General features: G+C 70.4%; 5 protein-coding genes, 2 tRNA genes and 1 pseudogene. 4 read left to right on the forward strand and 4 right to left on the reverse strand.

Annotated elements, in window-relative coordinates; genetic code table 11:
• Nucleotides 1-345 precede the first annotated feature (345 nt).
• Nucleotides 346-418 (reverse strand) — tRNA-Asn (locus AB8Z36_RS19820).
• 5 nt (nucleotides 419-423) lie between these two features.
• Nucleotides 424-496, reverse strand: a tRNA-Asn gene (locus AB8Z36_RS19825).
• A 204-nt stretch (nucleotides 497-700) separates the two neighbouring features.
• Between AB8Z36_RS19825 and AB8Z36_RS19830 the strand changes: the two genes are divergently transcribed.
• The 4 genes from AB8Z36_RS19830 to AB8Z36_RS19845 all read left to right on the forward strand — a co-directional run bounded on the left by AB8Z36_RS19830 (nucleotide 701) and on the right by AB8Z36_RS19845 (nucleotide 6,283).
• Nucleotides 701-1,000, forward strand: a complete 300-nt coding sequence (locus AB8Z36_RS19830) for a YtxH domain-containing protein (RefSeq protein WP_369214680.1) — start codon at nucleotides 701-703, stop codon at nucleotides 998-1,000.
• Nucleotides 1,001-1,057: 57 nt separating this feature from the next.
• Nucleotides 1,058-2,497 carry an FGGY family carbohydrate kinase gene (locus tag AB8Z36_RS19835; protein ID WP_369214681.1) on the forward strand — a complete coding sequence of 480 codons (1,440 nt, stop codon included), beginning with the start codon at nucleotides 1,058-1,060 and terminating at the stop codon, nucleotides 2,495-2,497.
• Between the two features lie 130 nt (nucleotides 2,498-2,627).
• On the forward strand, nucleotides 2,628-4,361 hold the full coding sequence (locus AB8Z36_RS19840; protein ID WP_369214682.1) for an ABC transporter ATP-binding protein: 1,734 nt from the start codon (nucleotides 2,628-2,630) through the stop codon (nucleotides 4,359-4,361).
• An 11-nt stretch (nucleotides 4,362-4,372) separates the two neighbouring features.
• Nucleotides 4,373-6,283, forward strand: coding sequence for an ABC transporter ATP-binding protein (locus tag AB8Z36_RS19845; RefSeq protein ID WP_440581957.1), 1,911 nt, complete (start codon nucleotides 4,373-4,375; stop codon nucleotides 6,281-6,283).
• Nucleotides 6,284-6,287: 4 nt separating this feature from the next.
• On the opposite strand, the gene AB8Z36_RS19850 is transcribed toward AB8Z36_RS19845, so the two are convergent.
• Complete coding sequence (locus AB8Z36_RS19850) at nucleotides 6,288-7,571, reverse strand: RNA polymerase sigma factor (RefSeq protein WP_369214683.1); 1,284 nt, start codon at nucleotides 7,569-7,571, stop codon at nucleotides 6,288-6,290.
• A gap of 120 nt (nucleotides 7,572-7,691) precedes the next feature.
• Nucleotides 7,692-8,098 (reverse strand): annotated as a pseudogene (locus AB8Z36_RS19855) (DNA primase); the annotation flags it as partial.

The following is an 8,098-nucleotide window of genomic DNA, read 5'->3' on the forward strand; positions in this document are numbered from 1 at the left end:
TTATGAGTCCGCTGCTCTAACCGGCTGAGCTACCGCCCCTAACGGCGCGTCGCGCACATTTGTGCGCGCCGTCTGCCGCAGCATAGCCGCTCATACGATCTCCTGCTTCGGATGGTCGGCACAGCCGCCGCGCTGCTCGACCATGAGGACGGCTATGCTGCGGCAGACGKCGCGCACATTTGTGCGCGCCGTCTGCCGCAGCATAGCCGCTCATACGATCTCCTGCTTCGGATGGTCGGCACAGCCGCCGCGCTGCTCGACCATGAGGACCGCAGGAGTGCCCGCGTGGTTCCACCAGGCACGAAAAAGACCCCTGAGAGGCATCTCAGGGGTCCTTCCGTACAGCTCTCCCGACTGGACTCGAACCAGTAACCTGCCGGTTAACAGCCGGCTGCTCTGCCAATTGAGCTACAGGAGACCGAGCTCCCCCGACTGGACTCGAACCAGTAACCTGCCGGTTAACAGCCGGCTGCTCTGCCAATTGAGCTACAGGGGATCGTCTCGTTTGCATCGAACGCACTTGCCTGGGAACTCTCCGGGCGGCGGGCGCTCGCTGCGACACATACATTAGCGCAAGCAGGGGGGTGCTCCGCCAATCGGTATCCCTCGGCCCGTCAGCGGACGAGAGACAGACCGGCGACAGACGAGCGACGAACGAGCGACAGACGTGCGACGCCGACGCAAGGAAAGGGTGGCTGCCATGCGATACCGGCTCACATTCGTGGTGGGACTGGCCCTCGGGTACGTGCTCGGAACCCGGGCAGGACGCGAGCGCTACGAGCAACTGAAGAAGTCGGCCCGCGAGATCTCGCAGAACCCGGCCGTGCGCAACACGGTCGAGTCCGCGACCCAGCAGGGACGCGAGGTGGCGGGCAAGGCCTTCCACACGGTCTCGGACCGGGTCGGCGACCGGATGCCCGACTCGGTGGCCGAGCGGGTGCGGTCGCTGCGCGAGAAGGGCCAGGGCGGCTCGGACGACTGGGGCACCAGTAACACCTAGGGCGGGACGCCCGGGGCACGGGTCACGTCCGGCGGTGCGTGCGGCAGAATTCCTGGCATGGGGATAGTCGCAGGGTTGGACAGTTCGCCCGATTCCACGCGCATCGTGGTCTGTGACACGGACACGGGCGCCGTACTCAAGCAGGGCTATGCCCCGCATCCGCTGGAGAGTCCCGAGAGCGGGGGGCGGTCGGCCGACGTCGATCCGCAGGCCTGGCTGCTCTCCCTCGGCGAGGCGGCGGGCGGCGGGCTGCTCGAAGGCGTGCAGGCGATCGGCGTCTCCGCGCAGCAGAACGCGCTGGTGCCGCTCGACGGCCACGGCAACACGGTGCGCCCCGCGCTCGTCGGCAACGACCGGCGGGCGCAGGTGGCCGCCGTCGACCTGATCGACGGACTCGGCAGCCGCGAGGCCTGGGCGCAGGCCGTCGGATGCGTGCCGCAGGCCGCGCAGCCGGTGACGAAGCTGCGCTGGCTGGCGCGGACGGAACCGGAGGCCGCCCGCCACGTGGCCGCCCTCATGCAGGCCCCCGACTGGCTGGTGTGGCAGCTCCTCGGCAGGCCCGCCCGGCGGACGACCGACCGCGGCGGCGCCTCCGGCACCGGCTACTGGTCCGCCGCGACCGGCAGCTACCGCCCCGACCTCGTCGAACTGGCCCTGGGCCACCAGGCGATGCTGCCCGAGGTGATCGGCCCCGCCGAGCCCGCGGGCACGACGCCCGAGGGGCTGCTGATCTCCGCCGGGACCGGCGAGACCATGGCCGCCGCCTTCGGGCTCGGGGTGCGCCAGGGCGACGCCGTGGTGTCGCTCGGGGCCTCGGGTTCGGTGATGGCGGTGCACCACGAGGCGCTGGCCGACGCGAGCGGCATGATCACCGCCCTCGCGGACGCGACCGGGATGCACCTGCCGGTGGTCCACACGATGAACGCCGTACGGGTGCTGCGCGGCACCGCCGAGATGCTCGGCGTGACGGACCTCGACGAGCTCTCCGCGCTCGCCCTGAAGTCGACGCCGGGCGCCCACGGCCTGGTGCTCCTCCCCTATCTGGAGGGCGAGCGCACCCCGCAGCTCCCGCACGCGGCGGGGACGCTGACCGGGCTGCGGCGCGAGTCGATGAAGCCCGAGCACCTGGCGCGGGCCGCCTTCGAGGGCATGCTCTGCGGGCTCGGGGACGCCCTTGACGTGCTGCGCGGGCGCGGGGTCGAGGTCCGGCGGGTCTTCCTGCTCGGCGCCGCGGCCGGGCTGCCTGCCGTGCAGGCGGCGGCCCCGATGCTCTTCGGCACGCAGGTCGTCGTGCCGCAGCCCGCCGACTACGCCGCGATCGGCGCCGCCCGCCAGGCCGCGTGGGCGCTCACCGGTCAGCTGCCGCACTGGCAGGGCGCGGCGGCACAGGTCTTCGAGCCGGGCGAGGAGACGGCCGTGGGCCAGGCCGTACGGCAGCAGTACGCGACCGTGCGGGAGCAGAACCACCCCGGGGCCTTCGCTCCGGGCGGCTCCTGAGCCACTCCGTTACCCGGGCTTGTTTTTGACCCGGTCATGGGTTAATCGGTTGCACGCCGACGGGTCGGGTGGCGCAGGATAGGGGCGACCTCGCCACCATGCCGCCACCCGACTCGCCGAGAGACCGAGCGTGCTCATACGACTCCTGCGGACGCATCTGCGTCCGTACAAGAAACCGATCACCTTGCTGGTGCTCCTGCAGTTCCTGCAGACCTGCGCCTCGCTCTATCTCCCCACCCTCAACGCCGACATCATCGACAACGGCGTCGTCGAAGGGGACACGGGATACATCCTCAGCTTCGGCGGCATCATGATCGCCGTCACCGTCGTGCAGATGATCTGCAACATCGGCGCGGTCTTCTACGGCGCGCGGACCGCCTCCGCCCTCGGGCGTGATGTGCGGGCCGCCGTCTTCGACCGCGTGCAGTCGTTCTCCGCGCGCGAGGTGGGCAGGTTCGGCGCCCCTTCACTGATCACCCGGACCACCAACGACGTCCAGCAGGTGCAGACGCTGGTCCTGATGTCGTTCACGCTGATGGTCTCCGCGCCCATCATGTGCGTCGGCGGCATCGTCATGGCGCTCGGCCAGGACGTGCCGCTCTCCGGCATCCTGGTCGCCGTCGTGCCCGTCCTCGGCATCAGCGTCAGCCTGATCGTGCGGCGCCTGCGCCCGCTGTTCCGCACCATGCAGGAGCGGCTCGACACGGTGAACCGCGTGCTCCGCGAGCAGATCACCGGCAACCGCGTCATCCGCGCCTTCGTCCGCGACCCCTACGAGAAGGACCGCTTCCGGGGCGCCAACGCCGACCTGACCGAGGTCTCGCTCGGCACCGGCAAGCTCCTCGCGATGATGTTCCCGATCGTCATGACGGTGGTGAACATCTCCTCGATCGCGGTGGTGTGGTTCGGCGCCCACCGCATCGACAGCGGCGGCATGCGGATCGGCGCGCTCACCGCGTTCCTCGCCTATCTCATGCAGATCGTGATGTCCGTGATGATGGCCACCTTCATGTTCATGATGGTGCCGCGCGCGGAGGTCTGCGCCGAGCGCATCGAGGAGGTCCTTGACACCGAGTCCAGCGTGGTGCCCCCGGCCGCCCCGGTGCGCGAACTGCGCAGCCACGGCCACCTGGAGCTCCGGTCGGCGGGCTTCCGCTACCCCGGCGCCGAGGAGCCCGTACTGAAGGCGGTCGACCTGGTGGCGCGGCCCGGCGAGACCACCGCCGTGATCGGCTCGACCGGCAGCGGCAAGTCCACGCTGCTCGGCCTCGTGCCCCGGCTCATCGACGCCACCGAGGGACAGGTCCTGGTCGGCGGTGTGGACGTGGGCACCATCGAGCCCGCGCTGCTCGCGCGGACGGTCAGCCTGGTCCCGCAGAAGCCGTACCTCTTCGCGGGCACGGTCGCCGGCAACCTCCGCTACGGCAACCCGGACGCCACCGACGAGGAGCTCTGGCACGCCCTGGAGGTCGCGCAGGCCAAGGAGTTCGTCCAGAGCCTCGACGAGGGGCTCGACGCACCCATCTCGCAGGGCGGCACCAATGTCTCCGGCGGCCAGCGCCAGCGCCTCTCGATCGCGCGCACCCTGGTGCAGCGCCCGGAGATCTACCTCTTCGACGACTCCTTCTCCGCGCTGGACTACGCCACCGACGCGGCGCTGCGCCGCGCCCTGTCCGAGGAGACGGCCGAGGCGACCGTCGTCATCGTCGCCCAGCGGGTCTCCACCATCAGGGACGCCGACCGCATCGTGGTCCTCGACGAGGGCCGCGTGGTCGGCACCGGCCGCCATCACGAGCTGATGGAGGGCAATGAGACCTACCGGGAGATCGTGCTCTCCCAGCTCACGGAAGCGGAGGCCGCGTAATGCCCCCTGGCATGGGTGGACCGATGATGGGCCCGGACTCCCGGTCCATGGACTTCAAGGGCTCCGGCAAGCGGCTGATCGGCCAGTTCAAGCCGGAGCGCGGCACGATGTACGGGATGCTCGCGGCCGTCCTGCTGAGCGTCGGCCTCTCGGTGCTCGGCCCGAAGATCCTCGGCAAGGCGACCGACCTGCTCTTCGCGGGCGTCATCGGCAAGGACATGCCCGACGGCCTGACCAAGGAACAGGTCATCCAGGGCATGCGCGACAAGGGCGACGGCGGCATGGCCGACATGCTCACCGGCGTCGACTTCACCCCCGGCGAGGGCATCGACTTCGGGGCGGTCGGCGAGGTCCTGCTGCTCGCGCTCGGCACGTTCCTCGTCGCGGGGCTCCTGATGTTCGTGGGCACGCGGCTCTCGAACCTCGCCATCAACAGGACCGTCTTCCGGATGCGCGGCGACGTACAGGCGAAGCTGTCGCGCCTGCCGCTGTCGTACTTCGACAAGCGGCAGCGCGGCGAGGTCCTCAGCCGCGCGACGAACGACCTCGACAACCTCAACCAGACCCTCCAGCAGACGATGGGCCAGCTCATCAACTCGCTGCTGACCATCATCGGCGTGCTCGTGATGATGTTCTGGGTCTCGCCGCTGCTCGCCCTCGTGGCGCTGATCACCGTGCCGCTGTCGTTCGTCGTGGCGACGAAGGTCGGCAAGCGGTCGCAGCCGCAGTTCGTGCAGCAGTGGAAGACCACCGGCAAGCTGAACGCGCACATCGAGGAGATGTACACCGGCCACACGCTGGTGAAGGTGTTCGGCCGGCAGGAGGAGTCGGCGAAGGCGTTCGCCGAGCAGAACGACGAGCTGTACGAGGCCGGGTTCAAGGCGCAGTTCAACAGCGGTGTCATGCAGCCGCTGATGTTCTTCATCTCCAACCTGAACTACGTCCTGGTGGCCGTGGTCGGCGGCCTCAGGGTCGCGTCCGGGTCGCTGTCCATCGGTGACGTGCAGGCCTTCATCCAGTACTCGCGGCAGTTCTCGATGCCGCTCACGCAGGTCGCCTCGATGGCGAACCTGGTGCAGTCCGGTGTCGCGTCGGCCGAGCGGGTCTTCGAGATCCTCGACGCCGACGAGCAGGAGGCCGACCCGGTGCCGGGCGAGCGCCCCGACCACTTGCGCGGCCGGGTCCAGATGGAGCACGTCTCCTTCCGCTACGACAAGGACAAGCCGCTCATCGAGGACCTGTCGCTCGTCGTGGAGCCCGGTCACACGGTCGCCATCGTCGGACCGACGGGCGCGGGCAAGACCACGCTCGTCAACCTTTTGATGCGGTTCTACGAGGTGACCGGCGGGCGCATCACCCTGGACGGCGTCGACATCGCGCGGATGTCCCGCGACGAGCTGCGCTCCGGGATCGGCATGGTCCTCCAGGACACCTGGCTGTTCGGCGGCACCATCGCGGAGAACATCGCCTACGGCGCCCCGAAGGACGTCACGCGCGAGCAGATCGAGGAGGCGGCCCGCGCCGCCCACGCCGACCGGTTCGTGCGCACGCTGCCCGAGGGCTACGACACCGTCATCGACGACGACGGCACGGGGGTGAGCGCGGGCGAGAAGCAGCTCATCACCATCGCCCGTGCGTTCCTGTCCGACCCGGTGATCCTGGTCCTCGACGAGGCGACCAGCTCCGTCGACACCCGGACGGAGGTGCTCATCCAGAAGGCGATGGCCCGCCTGGCGCACGGGCGTACGTCCTTCGTCATCGCGCACCGGCTCTCCACGATCCGGGACGCCGACACCATCCTCGTGATGGAGAACGGCGCCATCGTCGAGCAGGGCTCGCACGACGTGCTCCTCGCGGCGGACGGGGCCTACGCCCGGCTGTACGCCGCGCAGTTCGCCCAGGCCGTGGCCGAGGTGGACTGAGCGCTCAGTCCAGATAGCCGCGCAGCTGGTCCGCGAAGGCGTGGTCCCGCAGCTTGTTGAGGGTCTTGGACTCGATCTGGCGGATGCGTTCGCGCGTCACGCCGAAGATCCGGCCGATCTCCTCCAGGGTGCGGGGCCTGCCGTCCGCGAGGCCGTAGCGGAGCTGGACGACCTTGCGTTCGCGCTCGCCGAGGGTGGAGAGGACCGCCTCCAGATGCTCGCGGAGCAGCAGGAACGCCGCCGACTCCACGGGGGACGTCGCGTCGCCGTCCTCGATGAGGTCGCCGAGCGCCACGTCGTCCTCCTCCCCCACCGGGGCGTGCAGCGAGACCGGCTCCTGCGCGAGGCGGAGCACCTCGCTGACGCGCTCGGGCGGCAGGTCCAGGTGGGCGGCGACCTCCTCGGGCGTGGGTTCGTACCCGCGTTCCTGGAGCATCCGCCGCTGGACGCGCACGACGCGGTTGATGAGCTCCACCACGTGCACGGGCACCCGGATCGTGCGGGCCTGGTCCGCGAGCGCGCGGGACATGGCCTGGCGGATCCACCAGGTGGCGTACGTGGAGAACTTGTAGCCCCGGGCGTAGTCGAACTTCTCCACGGCCCTGATCAGGCCGAGGTTGCCCTCCTGGACGAGGTCGAGCATGGTCAGGCCGCGGCCCACGTAGCGCTTGGCGACGGAGACGACCAGGCGCAGGTTCGCCTCGATGAGGCGGCGCTTGGCCATGCGGCCCATGACGACCAGCTTGTCGAGGTCGAGGGCGAGCTGGGAGTCCAGGTCGGGGGTGTTACCGAGCTTCTCCTCGGCGAAGAGACCGGCCTCGACCCCGCGGGCGAGCTCCACCTCCTCGGCCGCGGTGAGCAGCGGTATCCGCCCGATCTCGCGCAGGTACTGGCGGAACAGGTCGGACGAGGGGCCGCTGGTGTCGGCGCGGCCACGGGGGACGGGCAGTTCCACGATCTCGGGTTCGAGCGCCTCGGGGGCGCCCTGCGGGTCCGGTGCGGCTTCGCCCTGCGGGTCCGGTGCGCCTTCGGGGTGCCGGGCGGCCCGGTTCTGCGGCGGTACCGCCTCCAGGACGTCCGTATCCGCTTCGGCGCGCGCGGCGGTGTCGGTCTGGGTGAGGGTCTGGGTCTGCACGGGGGCGACCTCCAGGGTGATCGCAGCTGAGGCGTGCGGCAACGGGAGAGGGACGGCGGCCTCGCCGCTGTCCGTCCCGGACACGATGTGTGGAACCGCGGGGGTGTCGGGCCCGCTGTCTGCGGGCCGGCCGCGCTCCGAGGACTCAGGCACCGGAACCCAGTGTGGGGTACGACACATGGCCGCCACGAGGGGCGTGCGGTGACTTTTTGAGTCCGGTCCGTGACCGCGTGGTTACCCGTCGGGTAACCCGCCGTCGCGGGATCACGCGCGCTAGAGCGCGTCGGCTCCGCGGTCGCGGAGTGCCTGGCCGTACTGTTGAAGGACCCACAACTCGTTCTGTACGGCGATCAGTTGCTCTGGGTCGCCGCCCGCGCCGAGCCGGGCGAGGCTGCCCTGGACGTCCCGGATGCGGCGGTCGACGGCGCGCAGCCGCACCTGGACGAGCTGCACGCCCGCGTAGACCTCGTCGACGGTCTTGCGCAGGATGGCCTCGACGGCGAGTTCGGTGACCATGCGGCGCACGGTGTCGTCGGGCGCCGCGTCGAGCACCCGCGCGAGATACGCCTGCGGTTCGGCGATGCCCGCCTCGGCGCCGCCCGCCTCCTCGACGCACTGGCGCACCGCGGCGTAGGGCGGGGCGGTGAATTCGTCCGCCCCGTACGCGTCGAAGGCCGGGG

This window comes from Streptomyces flavofungini (genome assembly GCF_041028215.1).
In the GTDB taxonomy this organism is placed as follows: Bacteria; Actinomycetota; Actinomycetes; order Streptomycetales; family Streptomycetaceae; genus Streptomyces; species Streptomyces flavofungini_B.

What these genes read in the sequence shown, in the direction of transcription:
- AB8Z36_RS19830 (WP_369214680.1), top strand. Translation starts at nt 701, where the DNA reads ATGCGATACCGGCTCACATTCGTGGTGGGACTGGCCCTCGGGTACGTG.
- AB8Z36_RS19835 (WP_369214681.1), top strand. Translation starts at nt 1,058, where the DNA reads ATGGGGATAGTCGCAGGGTTGGACAGTTCGCCCGATTCCACGCGCATC.
- AB8Z36_RS19845 (WP_440581957.1), top strand. Translation starts at nt 4,373, where the DNA reads ATGGGTGGACCGATGATGGGCCCGGACTCCCGGTCCATGGACTTCAAG.